The organism is Bradyrhizobium sp. SZCCHNS2022 (assembly GCF_032377575.1).
GTDB classification, from domain to species: domain Bacteria; phylum Pseudomonadota; class Alphaproteobacteria; order Rhizobiales; family Xanthobacteraceae; genus Bradyrhizobium; species Bradyrhizobium aeschynomenes.
Genome location: NZ_JAUHHZ010000001.1, coordinates 699,958 through 714,403 on the forward strand (window position 1 = coordinate 699,958; position 14,446 = coordinate 714,403).

Sequence of the window (14,446 nt, forward strand, 5' to 3'; positions counted from 1 at the left end):
AGGCCGTGCTAGCTAGTTCGCCCGCCACTGCGGGACGCCATCGGCAGCCATGGTGACGGTGCCGACCGTGCCGACGGGCGTTCTGTCCAGATCCATCAGCCGCACGAGCGTCGCCTTGTCCTGCGCCGACACGCGCGCGAGCGTGCGCGTGTCCTGCTCCGTGCGTAACATCACCACGCCATGCTCGACCTCGCCGTTGCGATCGTGAAGCGCGGTGAAGCTCTCGACCTTGGCATTGCCGCCAGCCTCGCTGACGAACTCCGGCGCGGCGCTGCGGTGACGATCGGCCTCCGCCTGCACGCTCACCTCCTGCGACAGCGACGAGGGCGGCTCGCGCGAGATCACCAGCGCATGATGCTTGGTGACGAAGCCGCCCTGGCCGTACAGCAGGCCGCGCCTGGCGCCGCCGCGGAGCCGCCGCACCATCGCGCAGGCGGCGTGCGTCATGTAGGTGTTGAGCGGCGCGCCGAAGAAGGTCAGGCCGCCGGTGACGGTCGGCTCGACGTCGGCGCCGAGCCCGAGGGTTCGCCGCGCCATCTTCGGCACGCAGGGAAAGCAGCTGTAGAGCTCGATGACGTCGAACGCCGCGCCTGTGCCGCCGACCAGGTTCATTGCCGCCTGCAGCACCGCGTTCTGCGGATGGCTCTCGGCGAACTGATCACGGGTCAGATAGTCCCGCGGATCCTCGGCCGACGCGCCGCCGAGCGGATAGATCATCCGGTTGTCGGCAATGCCGGCGGCGCGGGCCTTCGCAAGGCTGGTGAGGATCAGCGCCGCGCCCATGTTGACCATGGGATTGGCCACCATCAGCTTGGTGTAGGGCCAGGCGATCGGGCGGTTGTCCACCGACGCCGTCGTGATCTCCTCGGGGGCAAAGTGCCGCTTCAGCCAGGCATTCGGATTGTAGGCCGCGACCGCGGAGAAGCGCGACCACAGCTCGCCGGATTCGGCGAGCGCCTGCCGCGGCGTCTGGCCCCATTTGGCGGCGCTCGCGACCTCGTAGAACGGATAGACCGAGACCGGGCGAAACACGCCGAGCTTCACCGCGAGCGGCTTCTGGAACGCGGCGCCGCGCTTCGGCTCCTCGACGTTATGGGCGAATGGAGTCCACGGCAGCTGTACGCCCGCGCGCTCGGCCTTGGTTGCGGTGGACTGCGCCTCCGCGCCGCAGACCACGGCAACCTGGCATTCGCCGCGCGCGATGCGCAGGGCTGCCTCGTGCAGGAACCGGATCGGGCTCTCGCCGCCGACCGGCCCGTAGTGACAATGCGACGGGCTGATGCCGAGCCGCTGCGCGAGCAGCCGCTCCGGATCGCGATAGCGCCAGCTCAGGAAGTTGACGACGTCGAGCGAGCCGGCGTCGTGAATCAGCCTGGCGCCGGCGTCGTTTTCCGCGCGGCGGGTCGCCTGTTCGAGCAGCGCCAGCGGCTCGAGGCCGTCACGGATCTCCTTCGGGCGATCGACGATCTCGCCCACGCCGACGATGACGGGAATGCGGTCCGGAGGCAGGGCACTTGCAGTCATCGGCGTTTCCAGAGGCCGGCCCGCCACGGACCGTCATTGTTGTCTTGTCTCCGTTCTGTCATCGCAGGTTCGACCGCGCAATGCAGAAAATGCGGATGGCGCCCGCGCGCGGCATGGCTTCCGCTTCACGGCATATGCGCCTAGAACCTTCATTCCCTTGCCGCTCATGCCGGAGTTTCTCGTGTCCGAACAGAACAGCTACGTCCCGCCCAAGGTCTGGACCTGGAACAAGGCCAGCGGCGGTCGCTTCGCCAATATCAACCGCCCGATCGCAGGTCCCACGCATGACAAGGAATTGCCTGTCGGCCGTCATCCCTTGCAGCTCTATTCGCTGGGAACGCCGAACGGCGTGAAGGTCACCGTGATGCTGGAGGAGCTGCTGGCGCTCGGCCACGCCGGCGCCGAGTACGACGCGTGGCTGATCCGCATCGGCGAGGGCGATCAGTTCGGCTCCGGCTTCGTCGCGATCAATCCGAACTCGAAGATCCCGGCGCTCTTGGACCGCAGCGGACCCGAGCCGATCCGCGTGTTCGAGTCCGGCGCGATCCTGGTCTATCTCGCCGAGAAGTTTGGCGCCTTGCTGCCGACCGAGCCGGCCAAGCGCGCCGAGTGCCTGTCCTGGCTGTTCTGGCAGATGGGCGCCGCGCCCTATCTCGGCGGCGGCTTCGGCCACTTCTATGCCTATGCGCCGACCAAGATCGAATACGCGATCGACCGTTTCGCGATGGAGGTGAAGCGCCAGCTCGACGTGCTCGACCGGCGTCTTGCCGACAGCGAGTATCTCGCCGGCCCCGACTACACCATTGCCGACATCGCGGTGTGGCCGTGGTACGGCGCGCTCGCCAAGGGCCTGCTCTACGAGGGCGGCGAGTTCCTCTCGGTGCAGGACTACAGACACGTGCAGCGCTGGACCGATCAGATCGCGCAACGTCCAGCCGTCAAGCGCGGCCGCATGGTCAACCGCGTCTCCGGGGATCCCAAGAGCCAGCTCCACGAACGCCACGACGCGAGCGACTTCGACACCAAGACGCAGGACAAGATCGGGCAAGCCTCTTAGGGCTGCGCTCTCGCCCCTCACTCGGCTGTCATGCCCCGCCACCGGGTCTCGCCTTCGGCGGACCCGATGAGGCTCCGGCGGGGCATCCAGTACAGCGCGGCCTCTCGTTCAGGCACGCTGCAGCAACAATCGTCATTGCGAGGAGCCCCCGGGTCTCGCCTACGGCGAGCCCGAGGGCAGGCTCCGCGACGAAACAATCCAGAGTCTCGCGCGCGGCTCTGGATTGCTTCGCTGCGCTCGCAATGACGGAGCGCTTCTCATCCCATTCCCTTCGCCGGCGGGAAGTCCATCCGGTCGTTGGTTCGGCAATAGCGATCGGCGAACATGCGGCCCACCGGGTGGAACAGCTCCATCTCCACCCGCATCTTCTCGGTGTCCCAGAGCTCGTCGCGGATGTGAAAGGCGAGGCCTTCGCCCAACACCAGCACGCGATCGCCGTTGACGTCGATCAGCTGCCAGATCTTGCACTCCATGGCGAACGGCGCCTCGGCCAGCCGCGGCACGCCGATCGTGCGCGATGGCTTCAGCTTCAGGCCGAGATGATCCGGCTCGCTGACGTCCGGCGGAAAGTCGCCGCCGGTCTCGTGCATCGCCTGCGCCAGCGGCTCGTCGGTGATGTGCACCACGAATTCGCCGCTGCGGCGGATGTTGACCAGGGTGTCCTTGACCCGGCCGTCCGGCCGCAGATTGATTGCGAACACGCAGAGCGGCGGGTCCTCGCCGAGCACGTTGAAGAACGAGAATGGCGCGGCATTGACGACCCCATTCTCGCCTCTCGTCGTCACCCAGGCAATCGGCCGCGGCAGCACGAAGGAGGTCAGGATCTTGTAGCGCTCGCGCGGGCTGAGATCGGTCGAGAGGTATTCCATTGTCGCGGCCTTTGTTGCGGTTGGGCACGGCAGCGTAGTTGGACGTGATGCAACGCGAAAGCCGATAAAGCGAGCAGGGCTGCGTGCTGCTGCGGCGGCGCACTCCGCGAAATTCGGTGTTGCCTGGAACGGCTCCGACGGCGCCACGTTCGAACAGCACAACGACAAATGGAGGTCACGCCATGAAACCCATCGTCAGTCTGATCGCATGTGCGTTCATCGTCTCGGCCACGTCAGCCCTGGCCCAGGGCACGCAGCAGCAGACCACGTCACCGCCGAGCGCGCAGAATTCCGGAGCCGGCATCCAAGGGGCGCCCGGCAACAAGAACGGACCGTCGGCGACCGACACCGGCACGGTCGGCTCGTCCTCGACCATCAACCGGCAGAACCCGGACGTCAGCGCGCAGGATCCGTCAAACATCAAGGGTATGCCGGGCAACAAGAATGGCCCGCCTGCCAAGAAGCCGCAGGACTGAACGTGAATCGACGGGGGCGGCCGCGCGCTTGCGCAGCCGCCCCCTTCATTGTGCCGTGGTTATTCGACGCTCTCCGCAAGCCAATCGTCACAGGCAAGGTTCAGCTCGATCGTGTCACGGCAGCGCGGCCGCTCCGTTGGTGACGATCAGATTGTCCGTGTCCGCCGGCGCCAGCTGACTGGTGGAATCGCCGCCGAGATATTTGTCGAGCGTCGCCTGGATCCGCTCCCGCGCCGTGTAGGGGCCGCGGTCGCTCATCCAGGTATGCTGAAACTCGGTCTTGATGATGTCAATGCCGCTCTTCTTCCCGAGCTGCTTGGGCAGCACGTCCGGATCGGTCTTGAACTCGGGATCGTCGGAGCGGAACGACAGGATCTTCAGCTTGTCCCTGATGACGAAGGGAACGCGCAGATTGTCCAGGGTGACCACCTGCGTGACCAGGTTCGGATGCTGCTGGGCGAAATACATCGCAGTGTCGCCACCATTGGAATGACCGACCAGCGTCAGATGATCATAGTCGGCATTCGGATGGCGCTTCTTCATCTCGCCAAGCACGCAAAGGATATTGGCTTCGCCCTTCTTGTAGACGTCGAGGCGGCCGACATAGGGCATCCCGACCTTGGTGACGAGCGGCGGGTCGGTCGGCAGGTCCTGCTGCACGCTGGCGACGAGATAGCCGCGGGCCGCAAAGACGTTGGCGAGGAACGAATACTCGGTATTCTTCACCGTGTTGCCGTTGCTGATGATGGCGACCGGCAGGCGCCACAGCCCGGCATTGGCCTTCATCTCATAGTCCTTGCGCACGGCGACGTCGACATTGATCGGTCGCTGCCGCGCCGCGTCGAAGAACTCGCGGCTCTCGTGCTGGATGCCCCATTTGGCCATCGCAAAGTAGCCGGCTACAGCCAGAGCAGACACACATGCCAAAACCGTCACACCGCGCTTCATGGCGTCCTTCCCTTGGAAGTCTCCCCGTCATGTGATGAGGGACAACGCCATAGTCACGGGGGCGTGGCAGCCGACACCGGATTAAATTTCGGAAATCTTGCAGCGCGGAACGGGAACAAATTTGCGGGCAGTGAACCGGCATACCGGTTCACTGCCCGCATCGAGAGTCAGAACGCCGTGTAGCCGCCGTCGATCACGAAGCAGTCGGCGGTGTGATAGGACGACGCCTTGCTCATCAGGTACACGGCAATGCCGCCGAAGTCGGACGGTTCGCCAAATCGGCGCACCGGGATGCGCGGCATCACGTTGGCGACAAACTTCTCGTTGCCCATGATGCCCGCCGTCATGTCGCTCTTGATCCAGCCCGGCAGGATCGCATTGGCGGTGACGCCGTAGCGGGCAAGCTCGACCGCGAGCGCCCGGCACAGCGCGTTGAGGGCGGCCTTCGTCCCGGCATAGTGCTCGTTGCGCGCCGTGCCGAACAGCGAGGCGAGGCTCGAGGTCGCAACCAGCCGGCCGAATGCATCGCCGGCTTCCGCCCGCGCCGTCATGTGCTTCGCGGCGGCCTGGAAGGCGTGGAAGACGCCGTCGAGATTGGTGGCGAACATCGTGCGCCATTCCTCCTCGCTGCGCTCGATGAAGGGCTTGCGGCCGCCACCGCCGATGCCGGCGTTGGCGAAGCAGCCGTCGACGCGGCCGAACGTATCGAGCGTCGCCTTCATCGCCTCGGCGACGGAAGCGGGGCTGGTCACGTCGCAGATCCGGGTGTCGACCTTGCCGGGACCTGCGGCCATCGATGCCGCGGCGGCCTTGTTCTTCTCGGCGTTGCGGCCCCAGATCGAGACGTTGCAGCCACTGGACGCAAGTGCCTGGGCGATGCCGAGGCCTATGCCTCCATTGCCGCCGGTGACGACGGCCACGCGGCCGGTGAGATCGAACATGCTCATGGTGCTCTCTTGGGTGTTTCCGTGATGATCTGAGCGCGCTGTGCGTCGCTTCGATTGTTTGGATGTCGCAACCATGGACAAGCGAAGCACAAAAATCAAATATGCTGCACGAACCGGGCGGCGCTTCGAATTTCCGCCGCGAAGAATGCCGCCTTCGAAAAGCTCTTGAGAGGAAACCATGCAGTTCAAGCACGTCACGCTCGATTTCGACGGGGCCGTCGCCATTCTTACGCTCGATCATCAGGAGGTGATGAATGCGGTCTCGATGGACATGCTCGGCGGGCTCGCCGAGGCGCTTGACGAGATCGAGGAGCGGAAGGCCGAGGTGCGTTGTCTCGTCGTCACCGGCGCGGGCCGCGCGTTCTGCACCGGGGCCAACCTCCAGGGGCGCAACGCACAGGCCAAGCCCGGCCGCAGCAATGCCGGAGCCGCGCTCGAGACCGCCTTCCATCCCTTCCTGCGACGCCTCCGCAACCTGCATTGCCCGATCGTGACGTCTGTCAACGGCCCGGCGGCCGGCGCCGGCATGAGCTTCGCCCTGATGGGCGACATGATCCTGTGCGCCAAGTCCGCCTACTTCCTGCAAGCTTTCCGCCGCATCGGCCTGGTGCCGGATTGCGGCTCGACATGGCTGCTGCCGCGCCTCGTCGGCAAGGCGCGCGCGATCGAATTGTCGCTGCTCGGCGAAAAGCTGCCGGCGGAGACGGCGCTGCAATGGGGGCTCGTCAACCGCGTCTATGACGACGCGGCGCTGAAGGAGGAGACGATGAAGCTCGCCCATGAGCTCGCCAACGGGCCGACCGTGGCGCTGGCGCAGATCCGCGGGCTGTATTGGGACAGCCCGGAGAACTCGTTCGAGGAGCAACTCAACGCGGAATTCCAATCGCAGCGGATCGCCGGCAGCACCGCCGATTTCAAGGAAGGTGTGAGCGCGTTCCTCGAGAAGCGTCCCGCCAAGTTCAAGGGCCAATGATCGAGACCGAGCTGTCCCGCTGCGTCGCCTCGTTCATGGCGGGGGCGACCGGCGTGCGTGGCGCCGCAAAGCTCTCCGGCGGCGCCAGCCAGGAGACGTGGCGCTTCGACATCGTCCATCCCGACGGCGATGTCGGTGCCATCCTGCGCCGCTCGCCGAAGGGATATGGCGCGGCGCCCGGCCGCGCTGCCGGGCTCGACAACGAGGCCAGCTTGATGCGGCTCGCACACGCCGCCGGCGTGCCGTCGCCCGAAGTGTTGCATGTGCTGAGCCCCGAGGATGATCTCGGCACCGGCTTCATCATGCGCCGCGTCGAGGGTGAGACCATCGCGCGCAAGATCCTGCGCGATGGGGAGTACGCGCAAGCACGGCCGCGGCTGGCGCGTCAGCTCGGCGGCATCGCGGCCGGCATCCACGGCATCGCGCGCGCAGAGCTTCCTGAGCTACGCGAGATGAACGCGATCCGGGAGATCGCGGAGCTCGCGCGCGAATATCACAGCTTCGACTGGCCGCGCCCGGTGTTCGATCTGGCGCTGCGCTGGCTGTCGCAGAATGATCCCGGCCCCTCGGCCGAGGTGACGCTGGTGCACGGCGATTTCCGCAACGGCAATCTGATTATCGGCCCCGATGGCGTGCGCGCCGTGCTCGACTGGGAACTCGCCCATCTCGGCGATCCCATGGAGGACCTCGGCTGGATCTGCGTCAATTCCTGGCGCTTCGGCGAGATCGACAAGCCCGTCGGCGGCTTCGGCTCGCGCGAGGAGCTGTTCGCCGGATACGAGGCCGCGGGCCGCAAGGTCGATGCTGACCGGGTGAAGTTCTGGGAAGTCATGGGTACGTTGCGCTGGGGCGTGATGTGCTGCGGCATGATGCAGCGGTTTCGGATCGGTCCCGACCATTCGATGGAGCGCGCCATGATCGGCCGCCGCGCCTCGGAGACCGAGATCGATCTGCTGCGGCTCTTGGCACCGCGAGGAGAGAGTTGATGCAGGACGAACCGACACCGACCGAGCTGGTGCAGGCCGTGGCGGACTTCCTTCGCAACGACATCGCGCCGCTGATCTCGGGCAATCAGGCGTTCAAGCTGCGCGTGGGCATCAACGCGCTCGATCTGGTGGTTCGGCAGCTGGAGCAGGCGGCTGCCGCGGACGCGGCGGAGCATGCGCGGCTGAAGCAGCTGCTGGGGCAAGACGGTGACTTGCTGGATCTGAACCGTGTGCTTGCATCCCGCATCGCCGACGGACAAGTCGATCTCACGACGCCGGGATTGAAGGAGCACCTCTGGCAGACCACGCTCGCCAAGCTCGCCGTCGATCAGCCGAACTACGCATCCTACAAGCGCGAGGCGGGGAGGGGCGCGGATGAACCGTAGCTCTCCGTCGTCATTGCGAGGAGCGTCAGCGACGAAGCAATCCAGACTGTCTCTGCGGAGGCAGTCTGGATTGCTTCGCTTCGCCCGCAACGACGGTGGTGAGAGCGGACCAGGTCGATTGATCACCTCCGCTGTCATTCCGGGATGCGCCGTCAGGCGCAGGCCCGGAATCCATACTCCCGATCGTGGTTATGGATTCCGGGCTCGCGACTGCGTCGCGCCCCGGAATGACGACCTCGATTGGCGCTCACCGCCCCAACCACTTCGGCGCCCGCTTCTCCGAAAACGCTTTGGGCCCCTCGATGTAGTCCTGCGAATGGATCATCGCCTGGACCGCGGGGTAGTCGCGCTGTTCGGTGATGGCCTGCTCCAGCGACACCGCCAGGCCCTTCTCGATCGCCTGCTTGGAGGCGCGGATCGACATCGGCGAGTTCTTGGCGATCGTCTCGGCCCAGCGCTCCGCCGCCGCCAGCGCCTCGCCCTGCGGCACCACCTCGTTGACGAAGCCGAGCTCGTGGCCCTCGCGGGCGCCGACATGGCGCCCCGTGAGGATCATGCCCATCGCGCGCTTCATGCCGATCTGGCGCGGCAGCCGCTGCAGGCCACCGGCCAGCGCGGCGAGGCCGACGCGCGGCTCGGGCAAAGCAAACGTCGCATTCTCCGAGGCGATGATCAGGTCGCAGGCCAGCGCAATCTCGAAGCCGCCGCCCATCGCGACGCCGTTGACCGCCGCGATCAGCGGCTTGTCGCAGTCGAAGCGCGAGGTCAGACCGCCGAAGCCACTTCGGCCCCAGCCGCGCTTGCCGCCGGCTGCCTGCCATTTCAAATCGTTGCCGGCGCAGAACGCCTTGTCGCCCTCGCCGGTGACGATCGCGACCCATTGCTCGGGATCGGCGGCGAAGCCGTCGAACACCGCCTCGAGCTCGTAATGGGCATCGGTATGCAGGGCGTTGTAGACCTCGGGCCGGGCCAGGGTGACGATCGTGATCGGTCCCTTGCGCGTGATCTTCGAGAACTTCAGCTCCATCGGCCGTTCCTCCTGGTTTCTGATTGGCAACGTCACGCGAGCTTAGCGTCTGCGCCGCGTGCGCGGTCATCCAAATACGCAACCGCGCTGCGCGCCACAAGCACGCGGCGCAGGTCCAAGATCAAGAACAACAACGATACGTACAGGGAGACACGCCATGGATTTTTCCTTGCCAAAGGATCTGGTCGCCTATCTTGACGAGCTCGACCGCTTCATCGCCGCCGAGATCAAGCCGCTGGAAGACGCCGACGACAACATCAGATTCTTCGATCATCGCCGCGAATGGGCGCGGACCGATTTCGAGAATGGCGGGCTGCCGCGGCATGACTGGGAGCAGCTGCTGCGCAAGGCCAAGGACCGCGCCGATGCGGCCGGGCACCTCCGTTTCGCAATCCCGAAGCGCTATGGCGGCAAGGACGGCTCCAACCTCTGGATGGCCGTAATCCGCGAGCATTTCGCCTCGAAGGGCCTCGGCCTGCACAATGATCTGCAGAACGAACATTCCATCGTCGGCAATCTGCCGATCGTCACCATGCTCGACCGCTACGGCCGCGACGACCAGAAGGCGATGATCGACGGCTCGATCACCGGAAAATACCGCATCACCTTCGGCCTCACCGAGCCGCATCACGGCTCCGACGCGACCCACATGGAGACGAAAGCTGTTCCCGCCACCCGCGACAACGTCAAGGGCTGGCTGATCAACGGCGAGAAGATGTGGACGACGGGCATGCACGTCGCCACCCATTGCGCACTGTTCGCGCGCACCTCCGGCAATGACGGCGATGCCCGCGGCATCACCTGCTTCCTGGTGCCGGCGAAGAGCGAGGGCGTGAAGGTTGAGGAGTATCTCTGGACCTTCAACATGCCGACCGACCATCCCCGCGTCAGCTTCACCGACGTGTTCGTGCCCGAGGCCGCGCTGTTCGGTGAGGTCGGGCGGGGCCTGTCGCTGGCGCAATGCTTCGTCCACGAAAACCGGATCCGGCAGGCGGCGAGCTCGCTCGGCGCCGCGGTCTTCTGCATCAATGAGAGCGTCAACTACGCGCGGGAGCGCAAGCCGTTCGGCAAGGCGCTGGCGGAGAACCAGGCGATCCAATGGCCGCTGGTGGAGCTGGCGACGCAGGCCGAGATGCTGCGGCTGCTGATCCGCAAGACCGCGTGGGAGATGGATCAGCTCACCCAGGCGCAGGTCGAGCACACGCTGTCCGACAAGGTGTCGATGTGCAACTACTGGGCTAACCGCCTGTGCTGCGAGGCCGCCGACCGTGCGATCCAGGTGCACGGCGGGATGGGCTATTCGCGCCACAAGCCGTTCGAGCACATCTACCGCCACCACCGCCGCTACCGCATCACCGAAGGCAGCGAAGAGATCCAGATGCGGAAGGTGGCGGGGTTCCTGTTCGGGTATATGGGGGTGAACAAGAGGTGAGTTCGTCGTAGTTCAGCCATCGAGAGCGTCAGCGCAGCAATCCAGACCTGTCCACCTGGCCCCTGGATTGCTCGGCGCAAGGCGCCTCGCAATGAGGGGGGGAGAGCGCGCAAACTCTCTCCGCCGTCATTCCGGGGCGTGCGCAGCACGAGCCCGGAATCCATAACCACGACCGCCCGCGTGACGAAGACCAGCGCCACAACCAGATCGCGCCCCACCCGGTTTCGTGAGTATGGATTCCGGGTTCGCCCCGCTGCGCGGCGCGCCCCGGAATGACTCGTGGAGCGGGCACGCTCCCAGCCCGCCAATAGTCAATTCACCTGCCGGTCCTTTCCCGCCCAATACGGATCGCGCAGATTCCGCCGCAGGATCTTGCCGGAGGGATTGCGCGGCAGGGCGTCGAGGAAGTCGACGGTCTTCGGCGTCTTGAAGCCGGCGATGCGGGTCCGGGTGAAGTTGATGATGTCGGTCTCGGTGGCGCGCTTGCCTGGCTTCATCACCACGATCGCCTTGACCGCCTCACCCCATTTGTCGTCGGGAATGCCGATCACGGCGGCTTCGGCGACATCGGGATGATCGCAGATTGCGCTCTCGACCTCGGCCGGATAGATGTTCTCGCCGCCGGAGATGATCATGTCCTTGATGCGGTCGTGGATGTAGACGTAGCCGTCCTCGTCCATGTAGCCGGCGTCACCGGTGCGCAGCCAGCCGTCCTTGCCGAGCGTGCGCGCGGTCGCCTCCGGCAGATTCCAGTAGCCCGTCATGTTGGAGCCGGAGCGCGTGGCGATCTCGCCGACTTCGCGCGGCGGCAGCGGATTGCCGTTGACATCGATGATCGCGACCTCGATGCCGGGCAGTGGCTTGCCGGCCGAGCGCATCCGCTCGAGGCCCTCGACATGGTCCTCCGGCGGCAGCGCGATGATGGTGCCGGTGGTCTCGGTCATCCCGTACATCTGCACGAAGCCGCATTTGAACACGTCGATGCATTCCTTGAGCAGCGCTGCCGGAATCGGCGAGGCGCCGTAGAGCATGTATTTGAGCCGCGAGAAATCGACCTGCCGCGCGCGCGGCTGCCGCACCACGAACTGCATCGCAGCGGGCACCATGAACAGTTTGGTGATGCCGGACTGCTCGAAGAAATCGAGGATCCTGGTCGGATCGAACTCGCGCGCGATGACGCCGCGGGCGCCGTGATACAGGCTCATCAGGCCCCAGCCGGAGCCGCCGATGTGGAAGATCGGCATCGCGATCAGCGAGACGTCGTCGGTGGACCATTTGTTCCAGTCCGGCTTCTCCTCCGGATTGCCGGTGTTGACGAGGTTGAGGAAGTTCGCATGCGACAGCATTGCGCCCTTCGGCTTGCCCGTGGTGCCGGAGGTGTAGAGCTGCAGCGCGATATCCTTCGGCGTGATTTCGACGCCAGGATCATCGGCGCTCTGTGCGTCGCGCCAGGCGGTGTAGTCCTGCCATTCCGGCGCGCCGCCCTCCGTGGTGATGATGTGCCGCACGCTCGGCAACTGGTCGCGGATCTGTCGGATCAGCGTGATGAATTCGGGCCCGACGAACAGGGCAGGGGCCCTGCAGTCCTCGACGATGAACGCGACCTCAGGACCGGCCAGCCGCCAGTTCACCGGCGCCATCACGACGTTGGCCTTCATGGCGCCGACCAGCAGCTCGAAATAGACGTCGCTGTTCTTGCCGAAATGGGCGATCCGCTCACCCGGCTCGATGCCCAGCGCCTTCAGCGCATTTGCGACCTGGTTGGTCTTGCGGTCGAATTCGGCAAAGCTGGTGATGCGGCCTTCGAACTCATAGGCGGTGGCGGAGCCGAGTGCCTGCGCTTGGCTGCGCACGACGTCGACGAGCGTCGACACTGCCGTCGTGACGGACATGTTTCCCCTCCGATTGTGCCGTGTTCTTCGTTTCTTTTTTAAACATCCCGCTCCGGATTGCGCCGGAGCGAGCATCTTGCGTCAGTCTACAGGGCACGCGCCGCCAATCAACAGCGCCGTCAGCTCGTGCGCGTCGCGCGGTCCTTCTCGTTCTGCGCCTTGATCGACTCCTTGGCCTTGGTCCAGTCGTCGTCGCTCCAGTCGCGCAGCTGATAGAAATTGCCGCCCATGGCGAGCGCCTGCGCGCCGTCCATCGCGATGGTCTCGCCGTTGATCCAGTTGCAGCCACCGGAGATCAGGAACACGGCGAGGTTCTGCAGCTCCTCCATGGTGCCGACGCGTCCCATCGGGTTCATCGCCTTGGTGCGCGCGCCGGCCTCGTCGCCCGGCTTGATGCGCTTGCTCATGCCCTCGGTCGGAATTTCGCCGGGCGCGATGGTGTTGAGGCGGATGCCATAGCGGCCCCATTCGGTGGCGAGCGACATCGTCATGGCGTGAATCGCCGATTTGCTCATCGCCGACGGCACGACATAAGGCGAACCATTGCGCACCCAGGTCACCGTGATCGACACGACATTGCCCGGCTGCTTCGCCGCGATCCAGCGCTTGCCGACGGCATGCGTCACGTAGAACGTGCCGTGCATGACGATGTTGGCGACTGCGTCGAAACCGCGCGGGCTCAATTCCTCGGTGCGGGAAATGAAGTTGCCGGCGGCGTTGTTGATGAGATCGGTGAGGCCGCCCTCCTGGAAGATCGCCTCGATCATCTCCTCGACCGCCATCGCGTTGCGGATGTCGACGCCGTGGCTGGTGACGCGGCCACCATAGAGATCCATCAGCTCTGTCGCGGTCTCGTCGCAGACGATTTTCCGCCGTCCGCAAATATGCACTTCCGCGCCGAGCTGCAGGAAGCGCGCAGCCATCGCCTTGCCAAGGCCGGTGCCGCCGCCGGTCACCAGAATGCGTCGACCTTCGAGGAGATTGTCCTTGAACATGGGAGTTTCCGCCTGACATCTTGTGAGTTAATTGGTCGATTGACTAAAACGCTCCAACAGCCTTCTGTAAAGTCACAAAGACATTCGTAGGGAGACCGCTCGATGGACAACCGCATCGCGATCGAGATCAAGGACGGCGTCGCCGATGTCCGCCTGGTCCGCGCCGACAAGATGAATGCGCTCGATCAGGAGATGTTCGCGGCGCTGGTGGCGGCCACCGAACGGCTGTCGAAGGAAAAGGGGCTGCGCGCGGTGGTGCTGTCCGGCGAGGGCCGTGCGTTCTGCGCCGGGCTCGACATGGGCCGCTTTGCGGCGATGAAGGAGTCCGGCGGCAACGGGATCGCTGGCGGCGAGAAGCGTGACCTCACCGTTCGCACCCACGGCAAGGCGAACTTCGCCCAGCAGGCGGTATGGGGCTGGCGGCAGCTGCCGGTACCGGTCATTGCTGCGGTGCATGGCGTGGCCTATGGCGGCGGCTTCCAACTCGCCCTCGGCGCCGACATGCGCTACGTCGCGCCCGACACCAAGATGTCGATCATGGAGATCAAATGGGGCCTCGTGCCTGACATGGCCGGCACGCCGATCCTGGCGACCTTGATGCGCGATGACATCCTGCGGGAGCTGACCTATACCGGCCGGGTGTTCTCGCCGGAGGAAGGCCAGGCCTACGGCCTCGTCACCCGCATCTGCGCCGATCCGCGCGCGGCCGCGCTCGAGACGGCGCGTGAGATCGCCGGCAAGAACCCCGATGCGATCCGCGCCGCGAAGCGGATGCTGAACAACCTCTCCGTCGATCCGGGCCCGGCGCTGCTCGCCGAATCGGTCGAGCAGCAGAAGCTGATCGGCAGCCCGAACCAGCTGGAGTCGGTGCGGGCGAACATCGAGAAGCGTGCGCCGAAGTTTGCGGACTAGCACGGTCATTCCGGGATGCTCC

Annotated in this window: 14 protein-coding genes; 7 read left to right on the forward strand and 7 right to left on the reverse strand. The window is 65.5% G+C overall.

Translation table 11 applies throughout. The annotated features are described in order from the left end of the window. Nucleotides 1-12: 12 nt before the first annotated feature. On the reverse strand, nt 13-1,524 hold the full coding sequence (locus tag QXZ94_RS03055; RefSeq protein WP_315719182.1) for an acetyl-CoA acetyltransferase: 1,512 nt from the start codon (nt 1,522-1,524) through the stop codon (nt 13-15). Between the two features lie 166 nt (nt 1,525-1,690). Between QXZ94_RS03055 and yghU the strand changes: the two genes are divergently transcribed. Beyond that, nucleotides 1,691-2,581 carry a glutathione-dependent disulfide-bond oxidoreductase gene (gene yghU, locus QXZ94_RS03060; protein ID WP_315726063.1) on the forward strand — a complete coding sequence of 297 codons (891 nt, stop codon included), beginning with the start codon at nt 1,691-1,693 and terminating at the stop codon, nt 2,579-2,581. A 257-nt stretch (nt 2,582-2,838) separates the two neighbouring features. Here yghU and QXZ94_RS03065 read toward each other — a convergent pair whose 3' ends face one another. Next, nucleotides 2,839-3,450 carry a flavin reductase family protein gene (locus tag QXZ94_RS03065; protein WP_315719183.1) on the reverse strand — a complete coding sequence of 204 codons (612 nt, stop codon included), beginning with the start codon at nt 3,448-3,450 and terminating at the stop codon, nt 2,839-2,841. 182 nt (nt 3,451-3,632) lie between these two features. On the opposite strand from QXZ94_RS03065, the gene QXZ94_RS03070 reads away from it, so the two are divergent. Further along, entirely contained in the window at nt 3,633-3,926 is a 294-nt protein-coding gene (locus tag QXZ94_RS03070; RefSeq protein ID WP_172112019.1) for a hypothetical protein, read from the forward strand. Nucleotides 3,927-4,040: 114 nt separating this feature from the next. Here QXZ94_RS03070 and QXZ94_RS03075 read toward each other — a convergent pair whose 3' ends face one another. Both QXZ94_RS03075 and QXZ94_RS03080 read right to left on the reverse strand, forming a co-directional pair. Next, entirely contained in the window at nt 4,041-4,874 is an 834-nt protein-coding gene (locus QXZ94_RS03075) for an alpha/beta fold hydrolase (protein WP_315719184.1), read from the reverse strand. Between the two features lie 167 nt (nt 4,875-5,041). Continuing rightward, complete coding sequence (locus QXZ94_RS03080) at nt 5,042-5,821, reverse strand: SDR family oxidoreductase (RefSeq protein WP_315719185.1); 780 nt, start codon at nt 5,819-5,821, stop codon at nt 5,042-5,044. Nucleotides 5,822-5,999: 178 nt separating this feature from the next. Here QXZ94_RS03080 and QXZ94_RS03085 point away from each other — a divergent pair, with 178 nt between their 5' ends. The 3 genes from QXZ94_RS03085 to QXZ94_RS03095 are packed head-to-tail and all read left to right on the forward strand — an operon-like array spanning nt 6,000 to nt 8,166. Further along, entirely contained in the window at nt 6,000-6,794 is a 795-nt protein-coding gene (locus tag QXZ94_RS03085) for an enoyl-CoA hydratase/isomerase (protein ID WP_315719186.1), read from the forward strand. After that, nucleotides 6,791-7,780, forward strand: a complete 990-nt coding sequence (locus tag QXZ94_RS03090; protein ID WP_315719187.1) for a phosphotransferase family protein — start codon at nt 6,791-6,793, stop codon at nt 7,778-7,780. The genes QXZ94_RS03085 and QXZ94_RS03090 overlap by 4 nt, the downstream gene beginning before the upstream one ends. Next, nucleotides 7,780-8,166 (forward strand): DUF6285 domain-containing protein, encoded by a 387-nt coding sequence (locus tag QXZ94_RS03095; RefSeq protein WP_315719188.1) that lies wholly within the window; start codon nt 7,780-7,782, stop codon nt 8,164-8,166. The genes QXZ94_RS03090 and QXZ94_RS03095 overlap by 1 nt, the downstream gene beginning before the upstream one ends. A gap of 247 nt (nt 8,167-8,413) precedes the next feature. Here QXZ94_RS03095 and QXZ94_RS03100 read toward each other — a convergent pair whose 3' ends face one another. Then, nucleotides 8,414-9,193, reverse strand: coding sequence for an enoyl-CoA hydratase-related protein (locus QXZ94_RS03100; protein ID WP_315719189.1), 780 nt, complete (start codon nt 9,191-9,193; stop codon nt 8,414-8,416). A 157-nt stretch (nt 9,194-9,350) separates the two neighbouring features. On the opposite strand from QXZ94_RS03100, the gene QXZ94_RS03105 reads away from it, so the two are divergent. Continuing rightward, a complete protein-coding gene (locus QXZ94_RS03105; RefSeq protein ID WP_315719190.1) occupies nt 9,351-10,625 on the forward strand; it encodes an acyl-CoA dehydrogenase family protein in 1,275 nt (424 codons plus the stop codon). A gap of 311 nt (nt 10,626-10,936) precedes the next feature. Here the strand turns inward: QXZ94_RS03105 and QXZ94_RS03110 are convergent, their stop codons facing one another. Together QXZ94_RS03110 and QXZ94_RS03115 are read right to left on the reverse strand one after the other, a co-directional pair. Beyond that, entirely contained in the window at nt 10,937-12,517 is a 1,581-nt protein-coding gene (locus tag QXZ94_RS03110) for a fatty acid--CoA ligase (protein ID WP_315719191.1), read from the reverse strand. Between the two features lie 119 nt (nt 12,518-12,636). Further along, on the reverse strand, nt 12,637-13,512 hold the full coding sequence (locus tag QXZ94_RS03115; RefSeq protein ID WP_006613814.1) for an SDR family oxidoreductase: 876 nt from the start codon (nt 13,510-13,512) through the stop codon (nt 12,637-12,639). A gap of 102 nt (nt 13,513-13,614) precedes the next feature. Here QXZ94_RS03115 and QXZ94_RS03120 point away from each other — a divergent pair, with 102 nt between their 5' ends. Continuing rightward, nucleotides 13,615-14,424: a crotonase/enoyl-CoA hydratase family protein gene (locus QXZ94_RS03120; RefSeq protein WP_315719192.1), complete on the forward strand. Its 810-nt coding sequence runs from the start codon at nt 13,615-13,617 to the stop codon at nt 14,422-14,424. Nucleotides 14,425-14,446: the final 22 nt, after the last annotated feature.